This is a genomic window from Acinetobacter sp. 18QD2AZ41W (assembly GCF_009829025.1).
GTDB classification, from domain to species: Bacteria; Pseudomonadota; Gammaproteobacteria; order Pseudomonadales; family Moraxellaceae; genus Acinetobacter; species Acinetobacter pseudolwoffii.
In genome coordinates, this window is the sequence record NZ_WURP01000011.1 from 36,685 (window position 1) to 58,251 (window position 21,567).

Here is a 21,567-nt window from a genome sequence, read left to right on the forward strand (position 1 = left end):
AGTGTTCTTTGGACATGAAATTACTTCTTTGTTTCAGGAAGTACAACATTCAGAATAAGGGCAGCAATACCGCCAGTGGCAACGCCTGAGCTAAAGATATTACGGAATAACTCAGGAAGATGCTCAAGAATTTGTGGAACTTGTGCAACACCTAAACCCAGTGCCAGTGAAATCGCAATAATCAGCAGGGCACGGCGATCCAGATGTACGCCAGACAGAATATTAATGCCGGAAGCTGCTACTGCACCAAACATCACCATCACTGCACCACCCAGTACCGCTTGCGGAACCGCCTGGATAATCCCGGCAACCGCAGGCAGCAAACCCAGAATGATCAGTAAAGCAGCAATCCAGATGCCGACATAACGGCTCGCTACACCCGTTAACTGAATCACACCGTTATTTTGTGCAAATACCGAACTTGGGAAGGTGTTAAAAATACCGGCAAGGAATGAATTGGCGCCATTGACCAGTACACCGCCTTTAATGCGCTGCATCCATTTTGGACCATCGACCGGCTGGTTAGAAAGCTTTGAGGTCGCCGTGATATCGCCAATCGCTTCTAAAGAGGTCACCAGATAAATGAATGCCATCGGAATAAACAGGCTCCAGGAGAAGCTTAAACCGAAATGCATTGGAGTTGGAATCTGTACCAGTGGGGCATCTTTTAAACCAGAAAAATCCAGATGGCCCATAAAGCCGGCCAGGATATAACCACAAACCAAAGCAATCAAAATGGCAGAACTTTTTACCCAGGTAATCCGGATACGGTTCAGGATAATGATCAGCGCCAAGACTGTGCAGGACATGATCAGGTTGTCTGCATTGGCAAAAGTTTTATCGCTCATGGCCTGATAACCACCGCCCATACTGATTAGACCTTCTTTAATTAAGGTTAAACCAATCAGAAGGACGACAATCCCGGTCACCAAAGGGGTAATCAGTTTTTTTATCCAAGGCAGAATCTGGGACACGCCCATTTCAATAAATGCACCTGCAATCACCACACCAAAAATTGCTGCCATGACTGACTCAACTGGCGTACCGGCAGCAACCATGGCTGAACCAATACCAATAATTGGGCCGATAAAGTTAAAGCTGGTTCCCTGAACAATCAACAGACCGGCACCAAAAGGTCCGACTTTTTTAGACTGTAAAAAAGTCGCGATACCTGAGATCACCAGGGACATGGACAAAATCATGTTGGTGTCTTCTTTGGATACCCCCAGTGCCAGACAAATTAGCAAGCCAGGGGTCACGATCGGGACAATAATTGCCAATAAATGTTGGAATGCAGCTAAAAAAGCAATAAATGGTTTTGGACGATCATCCAGACCATATACCAGGTCGAGTTGATCTTTAGGAGGAGGAGATTGATTAAAATCAGACATGTGTCAATGCAAATTAAGGCAGGGTGGCGCTATTCTAATCGAGTTACACGCCTTTACAAAATCAAAAAAAGCCCATCTCCTTAAAAAAAGTTGAGGAGTGTGGTAACAGTGACTATAAAAGTTTTGTATTTTTCTGTATAATTTGCCCTCAAATTACATACGCATTGAATTTACATGTCAGATATTAAAACTCTCCGTAACATCGCCATTATTGCGCACGTCGATCATGGTAAAACCACTCTTGTAGACAAACTTTTGCAACAATCAGGTGCTCTCGGTGATCGCGCGGGTGAGATTGAGCGTGTCATGGATTCTGGCGCTATCGAAAGTGAACGTGGTATTACCATTCTTGCAAAAAACACTGCAATCAAATGGTTAGATAAACGTACAGATACCGAATACCGCATTAACATCGTGGACACCCCGGGACACGCCGACTTCGGTGGCGAAGTTGAACGTGTAATGTCGATGGTTGACTGCGTATTGCTTCTTGTCGATTCTCAAGAAGGTCCAATGCCACAAACTCGTTTCGTAACGCAAAAAGCGTTCGCACGTGGTTTGAAGCCAATCGTAATTATCAACAAGGTTGATAAACCAAGCGCGCGTCCAGACTGGGTTATTGACCAGGTATTCGATTTGTTCGATAACTTGGGTGGTTCTGACGAACAGTTAGACTTCCCGGTCGTTTATGCATCTGGTCTTCGTGGTGTGGCGGGTCCTTCTCCAGAAGAACTTGCTGACGACATGACACCATTGTTCCAAACAATTGTAGACATCGTTGAACCGCCAGCAGTTGACGTTGACGGTCCATTCCAAATGCAAGTGTCTTCACTTGACTATAACAGCTTCGTAGGCGTTATCGGTGTTGGTCGTATTCAACGTGGTTCAGTTAAATTGAACACGCAAGTGACTGTAATCGATAAAGAAGGCAAGACACGTAACGGTCGTATCTTAAAAATCATGGGTTATCATGGTTTAGATCGTGTGGACATCGAAGAAGCCAATGCAGGTGATATCGTTTGCGTAACGGGTATCGATGCATTGAACATTTCTGACACGATTTGTGATCCGAAAGCTGTTGAAGCGCTTCCACCGCTTTCTGTAGATGAACCTACAGTCACAATGACATTCCAGGTAAACAACTCACCGTTTGCTGGTAAAGAAGGTAAATTCGTAACTTCACGTAACATTCGTGAGCGTCTAGATCGCGAATTGATCCACAACGTCGCATTACGTGTTGAAGACACTGACAGTCCTGACCGTTTCAAAGTGTCTGGCCGTGGTGAACTTCACCTTTCAGTTTTAATTGAGAACATGCGCCGTGAAGGCTTCGAGATGGGTGTATCTCGTCCGCAAGTCATCTTGAAAGAAATTGACGGTCAAATGCAAGAACCGTACGAAAACGTGACGTTTGACGTTGAAGAACAGCACCAAGGTTCTGTAATGGAGCAAATGGGCAGCCGTAAAGGCGAGATGACCAATATGGAAGTTGACGGTAAAGGCCGTATCCGTATTGAAGCAACTGTTCCTTCACGTGGCTTGATCGGTTTCCGTTCTGAATTCATGACGATGACTTCAGGTACGGGTATCATGACATCAAGCTTCTCGCATTATGGTCCAATGAAACAAGGCCAAGTTGCGAAACGTCAAAACGGTGTGTTGATCTCTATGGTTCAAGGTACTTGCCTGGGCTATGCATTGTTCACATTACAAGACCGTGGTCGTCTATTCGCTAAGCCTCAGTTAGAAGTTTACGAAGGTATGATTATTGGTATTAACTCACGTTCTGACGACATGACTGTGAACCCGACTAAGGCAAAACAGTTAACCAACGTACGTGCATCTGGTACTGATGAAGCATTAACACTTGTTCCTGCAGTTGAATATACGCTTGAACAAGCGCTTGAATTCATTGAAGATGACGAACTAGTTGAAGTAACACCGAAGTCAATCCGTATCCGTAAGCGTTATTTGACTGAAAACGAACGTAAACGTAACCGTTCAGGTAAATAATCTGTAGATTATTGATCTAAGATTCCTAAAGCCGCAATCTTTTCAAAGGTTGCGGTTTTTTTGTATTAAAATTTTAACTAGAACCATAAAACTTATAAAAAACATAACCTTATGTGAAAATGAAATCACTTATAATTAATGTATAATTCATCACAAACTTTAAAATGAATTATTGGAGAAAAAATGAGTATTATTCAAGAATTTAAAGAGTTTGCTGTCAAAGGCAATGTGATGGACCTCGCGGTCGGTGTTATTATTGGTGGAGCATTTGGTAAAATTATTGATTCTTTTGTAAAAGATATCATCATGCCAATCGTTAGCTGGATTTTAGGTGGTGATGTTGACTATTCTAACTGGTTCCTGGTACTGGGTGATAATCCTAATAATGTCACTTCTTTGACAAATGCACAGGCTGAAGGCCTGAATGTATTTGCTTATGGTAACTTCCTAACGATTCTGATTAATTTCCTGTTGTTGGCATGGGTGGTATTCTTACTGGTGAAAATGATGAATAAACTTCGTCGTAAACAGGCAGAAGAAGCACCTGCACCTGAAGCCACCCCTGAAGATATCGAATTATTGCGTGAAATTCGTGATGAATTGAAAAAACGTCCTGAAGCATAAGCGTTCTGACACAAATAAAAAACGGCGCCTCTTGTGCCGTTTTTTTAATCCTCCTAAATCCCCCCTTTTGTTAAAGGGAGGTGGGGAGAGATTTATAAGGTTAAAAATCCATCCGGAACTTAATTTCTACCAAATGAAAACCAAACTGGCTTTTGACCGGACCATGTAAGACCCGTTCAGCAGCCGTAAACACCAGCTTATCAATGACAGGCACCAGTTGGCCTTTTTTTACTTCGCCCAGTTCTCCGCCACGCTTGGCAGAATTACAGGTTGAATATTGTTTGGCGATTTTATTAAAGTCAGCGCCACTCAAAATCTTCTTTTTAAGCTGCTCGGCAGTTTCTTTATCTTTAACCAGAATATGACGCACAATGGCTGTTTTCATGACTTTTCCCCTCGTACAGTTGCCAGTTTTTTGACAGGGAGTTGCATCTTTTTCAAAGGCTGACATTCTGGACAGAACACAGAAGCACGTTGTCCCAGTTTAATATTTTCAAGCGTGGTCTCACAGTTCACGCACATTTCCCCGGCACGACCATAGGCCAGCAGCGTTTGCTGAAAATAGCCATTTTCCCCCATGGCGTTGGTGTAATCCCGTAATGTCGACCCGCCTAAATCAATGGCCTGTTTTAATATGCGCTTGATTTCCAGCACTAATTTTTCGATCTGTGCCAAGCTTAAAGTCGAGGCGGGTTGCGCTGGATGAATGCCCATATTGAACAGACTTTCGGTTGCATAAATATTGCCGACACCTACCACCACATGGTTATCCATAATCGCAACTTTGGTGCCAACATTTTTATTTTTCAATTTTTCAAATAAATACTGAGAATTAAAATTTTCACTCAGGGGTTCTGGTCCCAGCGTATCAATCAGTTTGCTTTGTGACTGCGCATCCAGCCATAAAATACAGCCAAAACGACGCGGATCATGATAACGCAATTCAATATCATCAAACTGAATAATCAGATGATCATGTTTGCGTAATTCTTCAGTTGTTTCACACAAACGAAAGCTGCCAGACATGCCTAAATGCCAGAGCATGGTGTCGTGCTCAAACTCAGCCAGAATATATTTGGAACGGCGCGACAGGTTGAGTAATTTCTGCCCGACCAGCTTTTGTATATTTTCGGGAATGGGCCAGCGCAAACTTGACTGACGGATTTCAACCCGTTTTACACGTTGTTCTAACAAGGGTAATAAACTGGTTTTGGTAGTTTCTACTTCTGGTAATTCAGGCATAACACATCAGAGGCGAGGGAGATGCAGCTAATATTGGGTGAATTGGCTGGGATTGCAAGCGTTAATCTGGGTGAAATCGCTGGAAAATGACTGGGTATTTCATCTTTATTTAAACTGGAATTGTTTAAAGAATAAACTAGGTTTCTATGTTTTTATAGCGAATTTTCTTAGAAGTAAATCGAATGGAAATTATCAATACATTATAAGCTAATGAAAAATATATAAATAATTTAAGATTTTTTAAATAAAAATTATATTTTTATGTTTAAGACATAACTAAAAGTTTAATGAGTAATAAAAAAAATGCTGGGAATTTGTATGAAAAGTTATGTAAATTCATGCACCTAATAGCAATTTAAAAACCTTGCTTGTTTTTCTCTCCGAATGTTTAGGTTTTACATGAAATATTTAGGTCTAGCTCTATTGCCTTTAATGGCTGCCATGACAACCGCTCAGGCGGAATCTGCATTTGATCCACAAGGTCAGTATTTACTGGGGGACTGGAATGGTCAACGTACAGAACTGGCCCAACAGGGAATTAAATTTGAAGCCAATCTGTTAACCGATACCGCCTATCTTGCTGATGGTGGTCGTAATGAGGGCGCAGATCCATTAACTTCTGCCCAATTATGGCTGGGTACTCAACTGGACCTGGAAAAACTGGCAGGATGGAACGGTGTCACGGTACGTGCTGCAATGAGTGCGCGCCAAGGCCAAAGTACGTCTATCCGTGATTTGCAAGATCCATCAGCGCCACAGATGGCCAATGCACAAGGTACGTTTGGGCGTGGCAATCAGGATAGCCGTCTGAGTGAACTTTCGATTGAAAAGAATTATAAAGAGCAAGGACTGAGTATTAAGGCTGGCCGTTTGGGTCTGGGCATGGACTTTAATGTGATGGCCTGTGACTTTGCCAGTACAGCATTTTGTGCTGCGCAGATGGGTAAATGGCAAGGCAATATCTGGATGAACACGCCAGTATCACAATGGGGTGCGCGTATAAAGCAGCAGCTAAACCCTGAACTTGCAGTACAAGTCGGTGTTTATGAGTTTAATCCGGACAATGGCAATGGTGCTAAAGAAGGTCAAGGCTGGAGTTTGGATACTAAGCATGCCGATGGCGTGACCATTCCAGCAGAAATTGTATGGACACCCAAATCACTCATCAATAACTTGCCGGGTAGCTACCGTGTGGGTGGGATGTACAATACTGCGGATGATCCAATCAATCAAAAAGATATTGTCACTGGTCAAGCTGAAGATCGTACCTTTGCAGGCTGGTTGGCCATCGAACAGCAATTAACTTCAACAGGTCAGGGGCGTCAGGGCCTGCATTCATTTGCCAATTTCACCTGGCATGACCGTGTAACCAATAAAGTCGATCATTCACAACAGCTTGGGGTGAAATATATTGGCCTGCTCGACAGTCAACCGAATGATATTTTGGGTCTGGCAGTTAACCGTGTGCACGTGAATAATCGCTTTGCAGATTCGCGTCCAGCATTCAATGCCGATGCAGAATACAATATCGAACTTAACTATAGCTATAATGCAACAAAATGGCTGATGCTACGTCCAAACCTGCAATATGTAGTCAATCCAGGGGCAACCAACAACGTAGATAATGCACTGCTACTTGGTTTAACCAGCCGCATCATCTTCTAAAAAGTGATCGTTCACGTTATAACTAAACAGGCTTTTTAAAGCCTGTTTTTTATTGCCCGATCATACTTCACATGAATAAAGAGGGATTGCCACGTGACATTATTATTTCAACCGCTAAAGTTTGGTTCATTATCACTCAGCAATAAAATTATTATTGCACCCATGTGTCAATATTCAGCCACAGATGAGGGTGAAATCACGTATTGGCATGAGCAGCAATGGGCGAATTATGCGCTCTCTGGTGCCGGACTCTGTATTGTCGAGGCGACTGCCGTACAACCAGAAGGTCGTATCAGTTATGCAGACCTGGGATTGTGGAATGATCAGCAAGCTGCCCAGATCAAAGCATTATTGGCCAAAGTTAAATCTATATCGCCAATGCCATTTGCTATCCAGCTTGCACATGCCGGACGTAAAGCCTCTACAGATAAACCATGGGCAGGTAGAGGCCAGTTTAAACCGGATGAGGCACATGGCTGGCAAACTGTTTCTGCCAGTGATCTTCCTTTTCAGGCAGACGAACATCCTCCTAAAGCGCTGAATCAGGCAGAGATTGATCAGGTCATTGCAGACTTTGCAGAAAGTGCCAAACGCGCAGTTGATGCAGGCTTTGACCTGATTGAACTACATGCAGCACATGGTTATCTGTTACATCAGTTTATGTCGCCACTTTCCAATAAGCGTGAGGATAAATATGGTGGTTCACTGGAAAACCGGATTCGCCTGACGCTGGAAGTATTGCAAGCGATGAAGGCAGCAGTTCCGGAAGATTATCCAATCGGAGTGCGTATTTCAGCGAGTGACTGGATGGAGCATGAGGATAGCTGGAATATTGATTCTTCGGTTGAACTCTCTAAAGCCCTCGAAGCGGTGGGCGCAGCTTATATTCATATTTCCAGTGCCGGTTTACATGTCAAACAGAACATTGATGTGAAACCGAACTATCAAGTACCTTTTGCAGATATCATCAAAAAAGCCGTCAATATTCCGGTAATTGCTGTAGGTTTAATTACCGAAGCAGAACAGGCAGAACATATTCTGCAAAAAGGGCAGGCCGATGCCATCGCTATTGCACGCGCGATTCTCTACGATCCACATTGGCCTTGGCATGCAGCTGCGGCACTTGAAGAAAAACTAAAGATTTCACCCCAATATCTTCGCAGTGCCCCGCATGGTCTAAACCATCTGTTTGAGCCTTTTTAACAATCTTTTCTAAGCAGGAAGGTCGTATAATAGTCACTCATTGCAAATGAGGACGCTGCATTATGATTTTTGCGGTCATTGTGCCCATTTTTTTATTGTTGGCACTGGGTTATCTGACTGTAAAAAGTCAAGTGTTAGACAAAGAGCAAGTGGGTACAGTCGGTGCTTTTGTCATTAAAGTGGCGTTGCCTCTGCTGTTTTTCCAGTCTCTCGCCTCTAAAGACCTGCATGAAATCTGGTATTTTGAATACTTTGCGGTGTATAGCAGCGTAACTTTACTGCTCTATGGTAGCGGTTTCTGGATGATGCGCCGTTATTTTCAGAATACGCATTCGCAGAGTGCAGTATTGTCGCTGGGCGCCGCGATGTCGAATACCGGACTGATTGGTACGGCCGTGCTTAGTCTGTTAATCGGGCAGCAGGCCATGACTTATACTTCTCTGGTGGTCATCATTGAAAGTATGTTGCTGATTCCTTTGGTACTGGTCATGGCTGCGCTGGGAACACAGCATCAGGCAAATCTTGGCTCTATTTTTAAAAGTGTGGTGCTGACTTTAGTAACAAACCCCTTATTTATGGGGGTCGTACTGGGTATGGCCTGTGCGATTTTCCAGATTAAAATTCCGCTCTATATCGATCAGGTTTTTGCCTTGATCGGGCAGACAGCATCGCCATTGGCCTTGTTTGCAATTGGTGGCGGTATTGTGGGAATGAGCCTGAAATACGTTAATCTGCAAAGTTTCTATCTGGTGTTTTCTAACAACATTATGATGCCGCTGCTGATGTATCTTGGCCTCAGTCAATTGACCAGTTTAAGTCAGGAAATGGTTCATGCGGGTACTTTGATTGCTGCCTTACCGATGCCAACAATCTTCGGTATGTTGGGACAGGCCTATGGTTTAAATGATCGAGCCTTAACACCACTGCTGATGAGCACCATCGCTGGTTTTATCGTGACCAGCGGCCTAATTGCCTTGTGGTGGGGATAGCTCATTCCAGGATTGATTCTCTCCTTATAAAAAGCCCCCATATTGGCATTTTCTTTTTTAAATTCATGATTATATCTGATAGATGAAAAACTCATCCGCAACTGTTTGAGGCATGAGGTGTATTGCACCGCAAGATTAAAAATGATTGTTTCTGCGACAAATTTACTAGTGGGTGCTGGCTGACGAGTTTTGCGATGAGAGTATGGCTCCGCAAGATGCCTTTCTTGCGAAGCTCCGCTTTTCATTGGGGCGAAACCAAATTAACTCTTTTTGGCAGGTATTTTTTTCTGCTCCGCCATCATTTTGTCTACTGCTGCCAAAGACTCTTTAGCCTGCGGAATATTTTGCTGTGCCAATGCAGCAAAGATTTTTTTCGCTTCAGGCAAGTTTTGCTGCACGATACTGCCATTGGCAAACATATTGCCGACTGCCATCAGGGCAGGGATATAGCCTTTTTTAGCCAGATCCTGAATACTGCTTAAACCTTGCTGAATCGGTTTTTCATCTTTGTTTTTAAAACCAGAGCTGATGTCATATAAGGCTTTGGCGTGAATCGCTTGCATATTACCTTTGCTGATCAACGGTTGTAGCTTTTGCAGTCCGGCTTTATTTGACGCTGCCGTATTTTCAGAAAATAGCAGTATGGCTAGATCAATGCTGGCATCATCAAAGTTGGCTGCTGAGGCATGTTCCAGATACTGTTTGGCTTTGCTTAAATCCTGCTTTAGTCCTAATGTACCCGCCGCATAATTTTTGCCCAGTACATAATTGGCCACAGGGTAACCTTTGCTGGCTGCCTGTTCATAGAGCTGGATGGCTTTTTTCTCGTCTTTGGCAGTGCCCTGGCCGGTCTGGGTTAAATAGCCTAAGTTATATATGGCTTGGGCATTTCCCTGACTAGCCAATTGATTTAAAGCGTCATAGGCGCCTTTGAAATTATTGGCTTTCACCATGGCTTCAATTTTTACAAACTGGGGGTCGGCCTGATCTTTTACGGTATTTGCCAGAGCGAATTGCGCAGAAACGGCAAGAACTGCAGCGAGTACTAATTTTTTCATGGTTCCTATAACCTTATTATTGCTGGCACCTTATTCCTTGGTGCGGTTTTAATCATTTTCACTTACATCATAAAAGGATTTTGTGCTTTGTAAATATACAATTTGTCACTAAATACAAATCATCGAAGCACAATACACCGATTATATCGATGCATGATTCGGACAGGTTTCTGATCAATCCTGCAGATATCAAAAGGATTACTTTGCTTCAGCCGACTTCTCTGATTAAATCTCGGTTTGAATCAGACTCCCAGGATTTCACCATGTTTGTCAAAACCATTAAACGTCACTATGACAGAATCAATGCAGATGAATCGATTGCCGATGAAGACAAGATTGATGCGCTGCTGATGAAACTTGGTGCAGAGTTTTTGATTAGTCAGGAAGACCGGGTATATGTCTTTCAAAAAGGTGAACTCACGGCAAAGTTTGATGCCAAACATGCGCGTGCTTATCACTTCAAAGATTATGTGGTAAAAGACATGAACAAGCTGTTTCATGGTTTCTAAAACAAAAAAGCCAAGAATTTTATCTTGGCTTTTTTCATGGGCGGAACCTGAATTATTGCGGACGCGCCACATCACCACTTAAGGCTTCAGGAAGTTCCAGCACTTCTAGGCCCAATTCGGTTAATGCCTCAGGCTTTGCCACGACTAGCGCTTTATAACCGGCATCAGTCGTGATGCTATTAACGATTTCAACATCATTATTCAGTTTGGTTGCAACATCAGGCGCGGTATCTGTGCCTTGAACCAGATGTAACCAGTGTTTGGGCTTGGCCTTAAACCATAAGCGCGCAATTACTTCCTGACCCAGGTAGCAACCCTTGTCGTAGTGAATGCCTTCGCGTTGATGCAAACGTAATTCTTGTGGTTGAAACAGGGTTGCAGTGGCAGCCTGAATCCAGGCCTGACCTGATTCAATGGCTTGCTGTTCCCACATGGTCACATCAGTTTCAGTCGCCACAAAGTCAGTATGAATACCATTGATGACTGGATAAACCGGACCGACCAATTCCAGTTTCATTTTTGAAAAGGCGCCAAATTTCTTAATATGATTGGCCAGTTCCGTGGACTGATCTTCAGTGCTGACGATTTCAAAGCTTTCCGGACTGATTTTTTTAAGCCATAAGCCAAATTGAATGCGTCCTTTCAGACTGCAGATTGCAGTATAGCGTGTCTGGTTTTCCGCCAAAGTTTCAGTATTCAAAGTCACCTGACCTTGAAGGAATTTTTGTGCATCTACACCATTCAGACTAAACAATGTAAAAGCAGGAGACGCTGCCATAATAAGCCCCGGTTTGAATACTATAAATCAATGCAGTTATTGTGCAGCAAGCATCAAATAGAGGCAAACAAAAAAGCCAACAATCGAAATCATTGGCTTTTAGCGAGCAGATCTTTAGTGGTGATGGCTAGCCGGTAATGGTGAATCACAAGGGAATTTGCCTCCACAGACTCGTACGGTTTCCATCATGCCCTGATCTTCATGGTCAAGGATATGACAATGCTGCACAAAATCACCTTCAAATTTCTTGTAATGGCTGCGGACAATTACCTGATATCCCTGTTTAACAAAGATTGTATCTTTAAACTGTCCTTTTAAGCCGCGGTATTGAATATCTTCCAGATTAGGATTTGGATCTACTGCCAGCGGAATATCGCTGACATCCTTACCCGTTGGATCCAGTACTTTTACAATCTGGAAGGGGTTCACATGGATATGATAAGGATGATTCAGGTTATTACTGCTAAGAATCCATTCATCAATTTGCCCAAATTCCAGTTTCCGTACATATGCACCTTCTACTGCATCCGCGCCGGTAAAGAGGTCACCAAAACTATAGATTCCCTCAATATCACTGTAACGGTAGCCAAACTTACCATTTGGACCAAAGCTGGCATCGAAGGTTGAGCGTTGTGGTGGACGGTTTTTTAAGCGATTTTCAATTTCAGTGGTCATCAGCGATGGATGGTCGATAAAGGCAGAAAGCTTTAACTGTGAGAGCTGGGTCTGAATTTCTTTGTTTAAGCCAATTTTCTGTGCCTGAGCTTGTAAAAACTGGGCTGGCGTTTGCGCTTTTAATTTACTCGCTTTGACATTCACCCATCCCAGTAGTTGGGCATTTAACGTATTACCCGGAGCGAGTTGAGGGGTAATTTGTCCGGATGTAGGGATGGCATTGATTTCATCATCAATGTTCAAGTTGGTGTCAAAAATACAGTATCTATTCGTGCTTGGGAAGGCGACCATCGCATCGTGACGGTAACCGGGTTGAAATATCGAGATTCTACGTGTCTGCACATGATCCATGGTTAAACCATCCTGAGCAATGGTATAGACCGGCAAGCTGGTGAGCTGATCAAAATCTGCTTTTTTGTCTTCTTCCTGAAATTCAGAACAAGCTTTAATGGTTTGTTCAGCGGTAAATTTTTGTGATTTTGGCAGTTCCTTAATAATAAGACCAAGGGTGTCGCGAACACCACCATGAATCATACGCCAGCGCTTAAACTGGTTTTGCTCAACTTGAATCTCGCCATGTACTTTGCCATTAATCGAGGTGTAATAATGATTTGCTCCCCATGAATTAAAGGCATTCAGGCCTTGATAATCTTCCAGCATACCGACTTCACCAGCATCACAATTATTGAGATTGGTCGTGCCTGCCGGGTGAGTGCATCGATACTGAATTTGCTGAAACAGGAGGATATTTTCATTAGAATAGCTGTTCTTGCCTTTATCTTTCCACAGAATATCCATGTCTCCCGTCGATGTGATTTTGCCATTCCTGACTTGAGGAATACGGCTGCCTTCTACGATTAATGGGCCAGCCATGCCGCTAGAGACCTGAATAGCCGTTGAACCATGTAGATGAGCGTGATACCAGTAAGTACCCGCAGGATGATTTGGTTCCATTTTGAATTGATAGTCAAATTTTTCCTGTGGTTTGAACTTCAGGAAAACATTGTCGCTATTGCCTTGCGGGCTGACCCAGAGGCCATGAGTGTGCAGATTGGTGGTATTAAAACAATGTGGGTCATTCGCATCGAGAATATGTTCTGGGCAGGTTGCTGTGGACTCCGTGGGCAGTTGGTTATTCAAATGCACAGAAAAGGTTTCTCCCTGTTTGACCCGAATCTGGGGCCCGACTAGCCGGTCTTCGACATATTCACCTGCTTTTTTCTTATTAAATAAACTGGGCTTGGTCACATAGCCACGGAGCACCAGTTGATCCCATGTTCCTTTTCTGGGGTTATACAACTTATCCGTTTTATACGCGATGATCAGTTCGTATTTGCCTTTGGCATTTTTCTGTAGCAATGGCGGATTACTGATCAGAGAATCCGGTGCAGTTGGAGCAGGTGGTGGCTGAGTCGGGTTGTTTGGGTTACTTGGATTTGACGGATTATTTGGATTTGAAGGGTTATAGGGGTTAGGAGGATTTTTAGCTCCATTCCAGTTTGATGCCAGTACGGCTATGACCGCTGCTATGACACCGATAATCGCAAGCTGTAACATCGTAATCACCTTTATCTACTTTTGTGATGAGTATTGTTGTTGTGAAGTAATTACTGTTTAGATTTAATTAATTGAGAGAAAAACTGTTATCACCAAATTAGGGGGAGGCAGATAAACGGTATGTCTAAAGTATTTTTTCTTTGGTGTTGAATGTGCTAATTTTTATGTAAATCTTTAATTATTCGATAATATTTATACATATTAAAATAGTTGTAAAATTTGTAAGAAAGTCTTACGAAAATTATGGAATTGAATCAGGACACAGCTTTTAAATGGTTCTATCGCTGAAATACGATGATTTTCGGAATTATTGTATAAGGATGTTTTGAAGATATGCTTAATATCCAGTTTTTATCAACAAGCCGCTTGCATATAAAGACCTAAATGTAAGAGAAGAGACTTATTTGGCTTTTAATAGTTGGCTTTTAATCGGTTATAGGGTCTATTCGCTGCTTAAAATACAGCTCATAAAAGTTGCATGAATATGAAATAAAGCCTGTTTATTGCGCCTATATGTTGATTGTTTTTTATGCTGTTGTGAGTGTCTCATACTAAAGAATGAGATGAATTTTCTACGATTTTTCAAAAAAATAGAAGTTTAGAGCCAAAATTCTAAAGGCCAGATAACAAATTGATTAAAATAGACCGATTTCTATAATTAAACTATTGAAAATTATAAGATTTGGGAAATGGACTTTCGGCAGCGTACAATGCCTTGATTAAAAACAAGTCATCAATAAATTTTGATGTGCAAAAAAGAGTAATAAACGAGGGCAGGCAAGCTATGAACAACAACTACCGTAAACCGCTGCAATCCACCCAGCTGGAATATTATGACGTGCGTCAGGCCGTAGAAGATATTCAGCCAGGCGCATATGCCAAACTTCCTTATACCTCCAAAGTGCTTGCTGAGCAGCTGGTTCGTCGTTGTGATCCTGCCATTTTAGAACAGTCTTTGCGCCAGCTGATTGAGCGTAAACAGGAACATGATTTTCCATGGTATCCGGCACGTGTGGTCTGTCACGATATCTTGGGACAAACAGCTTTGGTCGATCTTGCCGGCTTACGTGATGCAATTGCAGAACAGGGCGGTGACCCGGCTAAAGTCAATCCAGTGGTACCGACCCAGCTGATTGTCGATCATTCACTGGCGGTTGAGTTTGGTGGTTTTGATCCGGATGCTTTTGAGAAAAACCGCGCGATTGAAGACCGTCGTAATGAAGACCGTTTTCATTTTATTGAATGGACCAAAACCGCGTTTGAAAATGTCGATGTGATTCCTGCCGGTAATGGCATCATGCACCAGATCAACCTGGAGAAAATGTCTCCGGTGATTCAAAACCGTGACGGTCTGGCATTCCCGGACACCTGTGTCGGTACAGATTCGCATACGCCTCATACAGATGCATTGGGCGTGATCTCGATTGGTGTTGGCGGCTTGGAAGCGGAAAATGTGATGCTGGGCCGTGCATCTTGGATGCGTCTGCCTGACATCATTGGTGTGGAGTTTGTTGGTCAGCGTCAGCCGGGCATTACCGCAACCGATATTGTGCTCGCACTGACAGAATTCCTGCGTAAAGAACGTGTGGTCGGGGCATACTTAGAATTCTTCGGTGAAGGTGCCGACAGCATGTCAGTGGGTGATCGTGCCACGATTTCCAACATGACTCCGGAATACGGTGCAACCGCTGCGATGTTCTATATCGATCAGAACACCATTGATTATCTGACTTTGACCGGTCGTGAAGCAGAGCAAGTCAAACTGGTTGAAACTTATGCCAAAGAGATTGGTCTGTGGGCATCGGATATGACTCAGGCAGAATATCCACGTGTATTGCGTTTTGATCTTTCAACAGTAACCCGTAACATTGCTGGCCCATCCAATCCACATGCTCGTGTCTCGACATCTGACTTAAAAGAAAAAGGCATTGCAGGTAATCTAGAAGCTGCACGTGCGCAAGAGGCTGAAGGTTTAATGCCAGATGGCGCGGTGATTATCGCGGCGATTACCTCATGTACCAATACCTCAAACCCGCGAAATACCGTGGCGGCAGGTTTGCTGGCACGTAAAGCCAATGAACTCGGTTTAGTCCGTAAGCCTTGGGTGAAATCTTCTTTTGCACCGGGTTCTAAAGCAGCAGCGTTGTATTTGGAAGAAGCTGGCGTTTTAAAAGATTTAGAAAAACTGGGTTTTGGGATCGTGGCTTATGCCTGCACCACTTGTAACGGCATGTCGGGCGCACTAGATCCAAAAATTCAGCAAGAAATTATTGACCGTGACCTGTATGCCACAGCGGTATTGTCGGGCAACCGTAATTTCGATGGCCGTATCCATCCTTATGCGAAGCAGGCTTTTCTGGCATCTCCACCACTGGTGGTGGCGTATGCGATTGCCGGTACGATTCGTTTTGATATCGAAACGGATTCACTTGGTACAGATAAAGAGGGCAACCCGATTTATCTAAAAGATATCTGGCCATCGGATGAAGAAATTGATGCACTGGTGAAAGAAGCAGTGAAGCCGGAACAGTTCCGTCAAATCTATATTCCGATGTTTGATTTGGGTGTGAATGAAAAGGCAGCAAGCCCGCTATATGACTGGCGTCCGCAAAGTACTTATATCCGCCGTCCGCCGTATTGGGAAGGTGCACTCGCTGCACCGCGTACCTTAGCCAATATGCGTCCACTGGCGATCTTGGGTGATAACATCACCACTGATCATTTGTCACCATCGAATGCCATTGTGCTCGACAGTGCGTCAGGTGAATACCTGAAAAAAATGGGCGTGCCTGAGGAAGACTTTAACTCTTATGCAACGCATCGCGGTGATCACCTGACGACGCAACGTGCGACTTTTGCCAACCCGAAACTGTTCAATGAAATGGTCGTGCGTTCTGATGGCACGATCAAGCAAGGTTCGAAAGCGCGTGTGGAGCCGGAAGGCGAAGTAATGCGGATGTGGGAAGCGATTGAAATCTACATGAACCGTAAGCAACCGCTAATTATTATTGCAGGTAAAGACTATGGTCAGGGTTCGAGTCGTGACTGGGCGGCGAAAGGTGTGCGTCTGGCAGGTGTAGAAGCGATTGTGGCAGAAGGTTTTGAGCGTATCCACCGTACCAACTTGGTCGGTATGGGGGTATTGCCGCTTGAGTTTAAGTCGGGTACGGATCGTAAGACTTTAGGTCTTGATGGTACGGAGCTGTATAGCGTGATTGGTAATATCGCGCCACGTTCGACTTTGACTTTGGTGATTGAGCGTTCAACCGATGATGGTAAAAACCAGATTATTGAAGTACCTGTGACTTGCCGTCTGGATACTGAAGAAGAAGTGCATGTGTATGAAGCGGGTGGGGTGTTGCAACGCTTTGCACAGGACTTTTTAGAAGGGAATATTTAAGAATCTCCCCTAACCCCTCTTTAATAAAGAGGGGAACTCCCTCCTTTTTTAAAGGAGAGAAGTATTGCTTCGCAAGGGGGGGAGATTAAAGTTATTGAAATTGTTTAAAAAACGCTCTAATGTGGATTGGGGCGTTTTTTATTTTTTAATGGGGGGGATTTTTGGAAATTTATAAAGATATTAATAATGATTCTAACGTGACGCATTACGAAATTGGTGAGACTTATATTAGAGTGAAATTTAGAGAAACGGCTAAAATTTATCAATACAGTTATAGGAAGGCTGGGAGGTTTCACGTAGATAAAATGAAAATATTAGCTAGATCTGGTAATGGATTAAATGCATACATAAATAGAAATGTTAAGTTCTTATATGACTGAATTTATGAAAGAGAAAAATAGTGAATAAGAAAAGTTTTGAATCTTGGCTCGATAGTTTAACAGAAGATCAAATTAAAGAATTTAATACAAAACAGCATGAAGAAAATTTGCGACAAGTAATTGCTTTTAAAGAGAGCTATCAGAAACGGCAATGTTACCTATGCAGAAAAGATTTCAAAACGATGAGTGTAGGAGAACCATGTCTACATTGGTTATTACGTCTTTGTAAATTTCAAAAAAAACATTTTAAATTGATATATGAAAAATATGGTTATCACAATATTGCAGCTTATTTAAGGTGGTGTGCAAATGAAGAGAAGTTACTTTCAAATATTAACGATCTAGACAGTGAAAGATCTGGGCGTAAAATTTTATCTTCTACAATAAAGTGGAAAAATATTGAGTGGACATTTGATTGCTCAGAGAATGATGCTGAGGGGCATAAAGGCAAACAAATCGAATATCCCCACTACCATTTTCAAATGAGGATTGATGGAAGACCTTTCATAAATTTTAATGAATTCCATGTACCCTTTTCAAAAGAAGACCTGGAAATTTTGAAATTAAGGGATAATTCTAGAGTAGTTCAAAATTTTGGGGTTGCAGGTTCTGGTATGCAAGATGCAGTGAGTGTAGATCCTAATAAAGTCATTGAATTAGCATCCCTTTCAGAAAATGAAGAAGATGCAACGTATCATTTCTCTACTATAGTGGATATGAGTGATAATCCAATTTCAGGAGAAGAGCTCTATGAAATACAAATGGAAGCTAAAAAATTAGGTAAATCATTTGCTTATATGTTAAATGAAAGGTTGAGTGATAGAGCAAAAATACAAACTGTAATTAGCCCTGCTGAATCAATACCTGATATTGCAATTAGAACCGAACATAAAAGGCGATAAGACCATGTAGATTTTTGCAGTATTTGCCTTCGCCCAAATGCCATCATCATTTACAAAAATGGACAATAGACATTCATCACCAGAGGGTTATACTAGACAGACCATTTCTAAAACCATGGAGAACAAAGATGGTTACTGCTGGCGAAAAACCCGGAACAGGCTTCTATTTTTGTGTTCAATGCGGACACCGCACCTACTTAGAAATTGGTACTGATCGTTTACCACCGTGTACCAAATGCCAAGGCAATCAATTTAACAATAAGAATGCCTAAGCAAAACAACTCAAACAGTTACCCTCTGTTTTGAATGAAAGCCCTATTACTCCATAGGGCTTTTTGCTGTTTATTAGCTAACCACTTTTAAATTAAGGTTAGATATTTCCGGGGTGAAACAATGAAAAAATTTGCAGCTTTAGTACTAGGCAGTGCAATCTTATTTACTTCAGGCTGTGCCACGATGTTTAATGGTTCAACTCAAACTGTGAATATCCGTAGTAATGATGAATTGGCTAAGTTATATGTCAATGAAGAATATATGGGACAGCGTAATACTGTCTATACTTTCAAAAAGAAAGAAAACTATGTGATTAAGGCAGAGAAGCAAGGCTGTCAAACCAACACCGTTATTCCACAGAAAACATTTGATCCAACAACTTTATTAGGTATCTTCCTAGATTGGGGACTTATTTCTATTCTGGTTGTAGATGGTGCTGCTACTGGAGCATGGCAAAAATTTAGCCAGACAAGCTATGTCGTTGATCCTAATTGCTAATTAATTCAATTAGATTGAAAAAAATATCCCATCATTGAGTGGGATATTTTTTTGTAAATTCACATCTTTTTGAACTTTGATTTTGATTGAAAATTAACCAAATTACCTCCATATAAAACCCTGGATTCACCATATTTAAGGCTGCCGAATTGCAACATTATCTTGATCTTAATCACGACTCAGGTGTTGCCAATTACGAGATTGGTAACGAATTTATTCGCGTGCAATTTAAGAAAACCTCAAAAGTTTATACCTACAGTTATAGCAGTGCCGGTGATCAGCATGTGGAAAACATGAAACAGCTCGCCCGATATGGCGATGGCCTGAACGCCTATATCAATAAGCATACCCGTCAGCTTTTTGTACGCTAAAACTGGTCTGCTTCTTGCTTCAATCAAAGTCCTAGAAGGCAAATATTTAATAACAGCTAAATATCTGCCTTGAAATAGTGCATGTGCACATATTGGAAAGAGGGCAAACACATATGGAAATCACAGAGTACGAACCAGAATCAGGAAAATTAAGCAAGAAAGCCCACTTTTATTCCGCATGGCCATTAATTCTGATCCCGTTTGGGGGCGCAATTGGCTTGCTCTACGGCGTGATGGCATATTTACTGAATCTAAAAGTCTATAGCTCTGAACTGACGAGACTCAATAAAGTTCTGGCCAATCTGCTGTGCGGGATGTCGGCGATCAGTATCTGGTGGTTTAGCGCACAATGGATTCAGGCTGCTTTGTTTCAATAAATAGTCATCATGTCTTGAAGATAAATTGCAATAAAGGCCATGTTTACAGAATAAAAAAGCGTAAAAAATGAAGAATAGAATTTATTTCCCTAAATTTGGTTTAATAATGAAATAAATTTTCAAAAAATCTAAAAATTAAAAAAACATAGGAAATTAATCCCGTCCATCTTTGCCTAATATAGCTCTCAAGGGTGTGATGGGATCGGAAAGAGTAGCATGCTGCGAGCGGCGCAAAACGCGAGTGCAGTACGAACCCAAAAGGTCTCGATCCGGCTTAGGACGCTATAGACCATAAGTTTATAGGCTATAAGATCAAGTCTTACAAAGATTGATAGTTGAAGTAAACCATGAAACGTTTTCCCAACACCCTAAAAAATTCTCCGGCAATGCAACATAAGAAATCATTAAAATAATAATAAATCAAAAACTTAAGAAAAATATTCATTCAAGCAAGATACAAATCAGTTCTCATTTTCCCAGATCAAAACTGTTATTTTTAAAGCATCAGCTGCCTGGTGGGGAATCGTGATGAATCTCGATATTTGGTGTCGTTTTTTACTATTTTCCTTGCTCATCAATTACATCATTCTTATGCTCTGGTTCACGGTTTTTGTATTTGCCCGCAACTGGATGAAACAAGTGCACGGAAAATGGTTCCGGCTGTCTGAAGCCAGCTTCGATGTGATTCATTATTCGGGTATGGCGCTGTATAAAATTGGAATTTTGCTGTTTAACCTGGCGCCTTTAATTGCAATCTATTTGATCAAACAAAGTTAAGCGCGATTCTGAACTGCATTTTTTAATGACAAAAAATAGCTTGGGATTAGTCTAGTTAAATAACAATTAAAACAGGATTTCAAAGGAGTGGATGCAGATGAATCAAGTCAAACCGGCACTGATTTTGGGTGCCTTGATTGCTTTAGGGATGATGCTTGCTGGCTGGATTCTGGGCAATAGTGCCCTGAAAATTAAACAGTATGAACGTATTGTTTCGGTCAAAGGCTTGTCAGAGCGTGAAGTCAAGGCCGATGTAGCAGTGTGGCCGATCCGCTTTAACGCAGGCAGTCAGGATCTGGCCCAGTTGTACGATACCATGCAAAACAATACCCAGGAAATTCAGACTTTTCTAAAAAATGAAGGTTTTAGTGCCGAAGAGATCACCAGTGCCTCACCAAGTATTACCGATAAATACGCCCAGCAATACGGCGGTGATGCCAATGTCGCACTGCGCTATACTGCCAGTCAGACCATTACCGTCTATACCCACAACATCGATGCAGTACGCAAGGCACAAAGCCGTCTGGTGGCTTTGGGTAGAAAAGGCATTGCCTTTGCTGGAGATGATTCCGGACAAAGAACCGAATATTTATTTACCAAGTTGAATGACATTAAGCCGGCGATGATTGAACAAGCCACCGAAAATGCCCGCAGTGTGGCAGAAAAATTTGCCGCAGATTCAAAAAGCAGTCTGGGGAAAATCAAGTCCGCCAATCAGGGCATGTTTAGTATCGAAGATCGCGACAGCAATACCCCCTATTTGAAGAAAGTCCGTGTAGTTTCGACGGTGGATTATTATCTGGCAGATTAGGGCGTGTCCTCATTTGAAAAATTGGTTTTAAATACTTAAAATCCTCCTTTAAGCTCTTTTGATTTCTATATTTT

General features: G+C 42.3%; 21 protein-coding genes. 15 read left to right on the plus strand and 6 right to left on the minus strand.

Translation table 11 applies throughout. The features are described 5' to 3' along the window. Positions 1 to 20: 20 nt before the first annotated feature. Complete coding sequence (locus tag GVV58_RS12585) at positions 21 to 1,391, minus strand: uracil-xanthine permease family protein (RefSeq protein ID WP_005097996.1); 1,371 nt, start codon at positions 1,389 to 1,391, stop codon at positions 21 to 23. A 174-nt stretch (positions 1,392 to 1,565) separates the two neighbouring features. On the opposite strand from GVV58_RS12585, the gene typA reads away from it, so the two are divergent. Next, complete coding sequence (typA, locus tag GVV58_RS12590) at positions 1,566 to 3,404, plus strand: translational GTPase TypA (protein ID WP_100329172.1); 1,839 nt, start codon at positions 1,566 to 1,568, stop codon at positions 3,402 to 3,404. Positions 3,405 to 3,587: 183 nt separating this feature from the next. Beyond that, positions 3,588 to 4,028: a large conductance mechanosensitive channel protein MscL gene (mscL, locus tag GVV58_RS12595; RefSeq protein WP_074383487.1), complete on the plus strand. Its 441-nt coding sequence runs from the start codon at positions 3,588 to 3,590 to the stop codon at positions 4,026 to 4,028. A gap of 100 nt (positions 4,029 to 4,128) precedes the next feature. Here mscL and GVV58_RS12600 read toward each other — a convergent pair whose 3' ends face one another. Then, the gene (locus tag GVV58_RS12600; protein ID WP_004281718.1) at positions 4,129 to 4,413 is read right to left on the minus strand and encodes a peptidylprolyl isomerase; all 285 of its coding nucleotides are present in this window, start codon (positions 4,411 to 4,413) and stop codon (positions 4,129 to 4,131) included. After that, positions 4,410 to 5,270, minus strand: coding sequence for a bifunctional DNA-formamidopyrimidine glycosylase/DNA-(apurinic or apyrimidinic site) lyase (gene mutM, locus GVV58_RS12605; protein ID WP_159516689.1), 861 nt, complete (start codon positions 5,268 to 5,270; stop codon positions 4,410 to 4,412). The genes GVV58_RS12600 and mutM overlap by 4 nt, the downstream gene beginning before the upstream one ends. Positions 5,271 to 5,669: 399 nt before the next feature. Between mutM and GVV58_RS12610 the strand changes: the two genes are divergently transcribed. From GVV58_RS12610 to GVV58_RS12620, 3 genes are all read left to right on the plus strand, one after another. Continuing rightward, a complete protein-coding gene (locus tag GVV58_RS12610; RefSeq protein ID WP_159516690.1) occupies positions 5,670 to 6,935 on the plus strand; it encodes a carbohydrate porin in 1,266 nt (421 codons plus the stop codon). 93 nt (positions 6,936 to 7,028) lie between these two features. Continuing rightward, complete coding sequence (locus tag GVV58_RS12615; protein WP_159516691.1) at positions 7,029 to 8,138, plus strand: NADH:flavin oxidoreductase/NADH oxidase; 1,110 nt, start codon at positions 7,029 to 7,031, stop codon at positions 8,136 to 8,138. A gap of 62 nt (positions 8,139 to 8,200) precedes the next feature. Continuing rightward, complete coding sequence (locus tag GVV58_RS12620; RefSeq protein WP_005097988.1) at positions 8,201 to 9,127, plus strand: AEC family transporter; 927 nt, start codon at positions 8,201 to 8,203, stop codon at positions 9,125 to 9,127. A gap of 260 nt (positions 9,128 to 9,387) precedes the next feature. On the opposite strand, the gene GVV58_RS12625 is transcribed toward GVV58_RS12620, so the two are convergent. Beyond that, positions 9,388 to 10,185, minus strand: a complete 798-nt coding sequence (locus GVV58_RS12625) for a tetratricopeptide repeat protein (RefSeq protein ID WP_159516692.1) — start codon at positions 10,183 to 10,185, stop codon at positions 9,388 to 9,390. Between the two features lie 263 nt (positions 10,186 to 10,448). On the opposite strand from GVV58_RS12625, the gene GVV58_RS12630 reads away from it, so the two are divergent. Further along, positions 10,449 to 10,694, plus strand: a complete 246-nt coding sequence (locus GVV58_RS12630) for a hypothetical protein (protein ID WP_159516693.1) — start codon at positions 10,449 to 10,451, stop codon at positions 10,692 to 10,694. Positions 10,695 to 10,746: 52 nt separating this feature from the next. Here GVV58_RS12630 and GVV58_RS12635 read toward each other — a convergent pair whose 3' ends face one another. Continuing rightward, positions 10,747 to 11,472 carry a folate-binding Fe/S cluster repair protein gene (locus tag GVV58_RS12635; protein ID WP_159516694.1) on the minus strand — a complete coding sequence of 242 codons (726 nt, stop codon included), beginning with the start codon at positions 11,470 to 11,472 and terminating at the stop codon, positions 10,747 to 10,749. 114 nt (positions 11,473 to 11,586) lie between these two features. Further along, entirely contained in the window at positions 11,587 to 13,704 is a 2,118-nt protein-coding gene (locus tag GVV58_RS12640) for a multicopper oxidase family protein (RefSeq protein ID WP_159516695.1), read from the minus strand. A gap of 784 nt (positions 13,705 to 14,488) precedes the next feature. Between GVV58_RS12640 and acnD the strand changes: the two genes are divergently transcribed. The 9 genes from acnD (at position 14,489) to GVV58_RS12680 (ending at position 21,493) form a co-directional block, all read left to right on the plus strand. Beyond that, positions 14,489 to 17,104: a Fe/S-dependent 2-methylisocitrate dehydratase AcnD gene (gene acnD, locus GVV58_RS12645; protein ID WP_159516696.1), complete on the plus strand. Its 2,616-nt coding sequence runs from the start codon at positions 14,489 to 14,491 to the stop codon at positions 17,102 to 17,104. Between the two features lie 161 nt (positions 17,105 to 17,265). Continuing rightward, on the plus strand, positions 17,266 to 17,484 hold the full coding sequence (locus tag GVV58_RS15695; protein WP_034608409.1) for a hypothetical protein: 219 nt from the start codon (positions 17,266 to 17,268) through the stop codon (positions 17,482 to 17,484). 20 nt (positions 17,485 to 17,504) lie between these two features. Then, a complete protein-coding gene (locus GVV58_RS12650) occupies positions 17,505 to 18,386 on the plus strand; it encodes a hypothetical protein (protein ID WP_005169545.1) in 882 nt (293 codons plus the stop codon). A 128-nt stretch (positions 18,387 to 18,514) separates the two neighbouring features. After that, positions 18,515 to 18,658: a zinc ribbon-containing protein gene (locus tag GVV58_RS15540; protein ID WP_004645925.1), complete on the plus strand. Its 144-nt coding sequence runs from the start codon at positions 18,515 to 18,517 to the stop codon at positions 18,656 to 18,658. 121 nt (positions 18,659 to 18,779) lie between these two features. Then, on the plus strand, positions 18,780 to 19,157 hold the full coding sequence (locus GVV58_RS12660; protein WP_005169548.1) for a hypothetical protein: 378 nt from the start codon (positions 18,780 to 18,782) through the stop codon (positions 19,155 to 19,157). Positions 19,158 to 19,306: 149 nt separating this feature from the next. Continuing rightward, complete coding sequence (locus GVV58_RS12665) at positions 19,307 to 19,528, plus strand: hypothetical protein (protein WP_159516697.1); 222 nt, start codon at positions 19,307 to 19,309, stop codon at positions 19,526 to 19,528. Positions 19,529 to 19,641: 113 nt separating this feature from the next. After that, positions 19,642 to 19,905, plus strand: coding sequence for a hypothetical protein (locus GVV58_RS12670; protein ID WP_159516698.1), 264 nt, complete (start codon positions 19,642 to 19,644; stop codon positions 19,903 to 19,905). A gap of 528 nt (positions 19,906 to 20,433) precedes the next feature. Next, complete coding sequence (locus tag GVV58_RS12675; RefSeq protein WP_159516699.1) at positions 20,434 to 20,682, plus strand: DUF6868 family protein; 249 nt, start codon at positions 20,434 to 20,436, stop codon at positions 20,680 to 20,682. Between the two features lie 97 nt (positions 20,683 to 20,779). Beyond that, complete coding sequence (locus GVV58_RS12680) at positions 20,780 to 21,493, plus strand: SIMPL domain-containing protein (protein WP_159516700.1); 714 nt, start codon at positions 20,780 to 20,782, stop codon at positions 21,491 to 21,493. Positions 21,494 to 21,567 lie beyond the last annotated feature (74 nt).

Coding starts and splice junctions, on each gene's coding strand:
- GVV58_RS12585 (WP_005097996.1), bottom strand. CDS start 1,391: ATGTCTGATTTTAATCAATCTCCTCCTCCTAAAGATCAACTCGACCTG.
- typA (WP_100329172.1), top strand. CDS start 1,566: ATGTCAGATATTAAAACTCTCCGTAACATCGCCATTATTGCGCACGTC.
- mscL (WP_074383487.1), top strand. CDS start 3,588: ATGAGTATTATTCAAGAATTTAAAGAGTTTGCTGTCAAAGGCAATGTG.
- GVV58_RS12600 (WP_004281718.1), bottom strand. CDS start 4,413: ATGAAAACAGCCATTGTGCGTCATATTCTGGTTAAAGATAAAGAAACT.
- mutM (WP_159516689.1), bottom strand. CDS start 5,270: ATGCCTGAATTACCAGAAGTAGAAACTACCAAAACCAGTTTATTACCC.
- GVV58_RS12610 (WP_159516690.1), top strand. CDS start 5,670: ATGAAATATTTAGGTCTAGCTCTATTGCCTTTAATGGCTGCCATGACA.
- GVV58_RS12620 (WP_005097988.1), top strand. CDS start 8,201: ATGATTTTTGCGGTCATTGTGCCCATTTTTTTATTGTTGGCACTGGGT.
- GVV58_RS12625 (WP_159516692.1), bottom strand. CDS start 10,185: ATGAAAAAATTAGTACTCGCTGCAGTTCTTGCCGTTTCTGCGCAATTC.
- GVV58_RS12630 (WP_159516693.1), top strand. CDS start 10,449: ATGTTTGTCAAAACCATTAAACGTCACTATGACAGAATCAATGCAGAT.
- GVV58_RS12635 (WP_159516694.1), bottom strand. CDS start 11,472: ATGGCAGCGTCTCCTGCTTTTACATTGTTTAGTCTGAATGGTGTAGAT.
- GVV58_RS12640 (WP_159516695.1), bottom strand. CDS start 13,704: ATGTTACAGCTTGCGATTATCGGTGTCATAGCAGCGGTCATAGCCGTA.
- acnD (WP_159516696.1), top strand. CDS start 14,489: ATGAACAACAACTACCGTAAACCGCTGCAATCCACCCAGCTGGAATAT.
- GVV58_RS15540 (WP_004645925.1), top strand. CDS start 18,515: ATGGTTACTGCTGGCGAAAAACCCGGAACAGGCTTCTATTTTTGTGTT.
- GVV58_RS12660 (WP_005169548.1), top strand. CDS start 18,780: ATGAAAAAATTTGCAGCTTTAGTACTAGGCAGTGCAATCTTATTTACT.
- GVV58_RS12670 (WP_159516698.1), top strand. CDS start 19,642: ATGGAAATCACAGAGTACGAACCAGAATCAGGAAAATTAAGCAAGAAA.
- GVV58_RS12675 (WP_159516699.1), top strand. CDS start 20,434: ATGAATCTCGATATTTGGTGTCGTTTTTTACTATTTTCCTTGCTCATC.
- GVV58_RS12680 (WP_159516700.1), top strand. CDS start 20,780: ATGAATCAAGTCAAACCGGCACTGATTTTGGGTGCCTTGATTGCTTTA.